This is a genomic window from Sphingomonas sp. 66-10, from assembly GCF_001897045.1.
GTDB classification, from domain to species: domain Bacteria; phylum Pseudomonadota; class Alphaproteobacteria; order Sphingomonadales; family Sphingomonadaceae; genus Sphingomonas; species Sphingomonas lycopersici.
This window is the reverse complement of sequence record NZ_MKRR01000091.1, coordinates 1-1382: the sequence shown is the minus strand read 5'-3', so window position 1 is coordinate 1382 and position 1382 is coordinate 1. Positions and strand designations below refer to the sequence as shown.

General features: G+C 64.5%; 1 protein-coding gene. It reads left to right on the top strand.

Annotated features, from left to right (window positions below; all coding sequences use genetic code 11):
- Positions 1 to 1184: cobyric acid synthase (locus BGN95_RS07360; protein ID WP_286772133.1), on the top strand; the 1184-nt coding region annotated here is incomplete at its 5' end.
- Positions 1185 to 1382: the final 198 nt, after the last annotated feature.

The following is a 1382-nucleotide window of genomic DNA, read 5'->3' as shown; positions in this document are numbered from 1 at the left end:
GGAGAGTGCGCGGCACACTCGCCACCGGCAATTTTCGCGAAGGCCGCGCCGCGCTGCTGGAGGACGTGCTGGTGAGCTACCACCGGCTGCGCGCGCAATGTGATATCGTGGTGGTCGAAGGCGCCGGCTCACCCGCCGAAATCAACCTGCGCGCCGGCGACATCGCCAACATGGGTTTCGCCCGTGCGGCGGCCGTGCCGGTCGTGCTCGTCGGCGACATCGATCGCGGCGGCGTCATCGCGGCGATCGTCGGCACGCGCGCGGTGATCGATCCCGAAGACGCGACGATGATCCAGGGATTCCTCATCAACAAGTTTCGCGGTGATCTCGCGCTGTTCGAGGACGGCTATCGCGACATCGAACGCCTATCGGGCTGGCGCGGCCTCGGCGTGGTGCCGTGGCTCGCCGAATGCGCATGGCTGCCGAGCGAGGATGCGGTCGTGCTGGAGAGGCGGCAGTCATCCGCCTCGGGCCGATTGCTGGTCGCCTGCCCCATCATACCGCGCATCTCCAATTTCGACGATCTCGATCCGCTCAAGCTCGAATCGGGCATAGAACTGGCGATGATTTCACCGGGTCAGCCAATCCCGACCGAAGCTGCTTTGATCGTGCTACCGGGTTCCAAGGCGACGATCGCGGACCTCGCCGCGATACGGCGCGAAGGATGGGACATCGATATCCTCGCCCACCATCGTCGTGGCGGCGCGGTTTTGGGCCTGTGCGGCGGTTATCAGATGCTCGGCAAGCACATCGCGGACCCGGACGGCATCGAGGGTGCGCAGGCCGACGTAGCGGGCCTCGGGCTGCTTGACGTCGAGACCGTGCTAGCTGGCAATAAGACGCTGCGGCGAGTTGCGGGAGAGGCGCTGGGCGCGCGCTGTGAGGGTTATGAGATGCACATCGGCGCTACCGTTGGTCCCGATACAGCGCGCCCGCTCGTGCGGCTCGACGGCGGCCGTAATGATGGTGCGGTGAGCGCAGACGGCCTGGTTTCGGGCACCTACCTTCACGGCCTGCTAGCTGATGCTGGGCAGCGCGCGGCATGGATCGCGCGGCTCGGCGGCAAAAGTGGTGGGGTCGATTATCACGCTTCGGTCGATGCCGCGCTCGACGGCATCGCCGCCGAACTCGAACGGCATATCGATATCGATGTGATCCTAGCCCTTTCGGCAAAGGCAGGCTAAGGCCATGGCAGTCGATCTCCACGATAGAGAACCCGACAGCGGGATGGTCGCCCGACACAGCAGTCTTTTGCGAGGTTCGATACTACCTCGATCCGAACAGACTAAAGAAGTTCGAGGATTATGGGCGCGCTTGGGTCCGGTTGATCGAACGGCAGGCGGGATTCATTACGGCTTCTTCATGCCACGCGCGGCACCAAG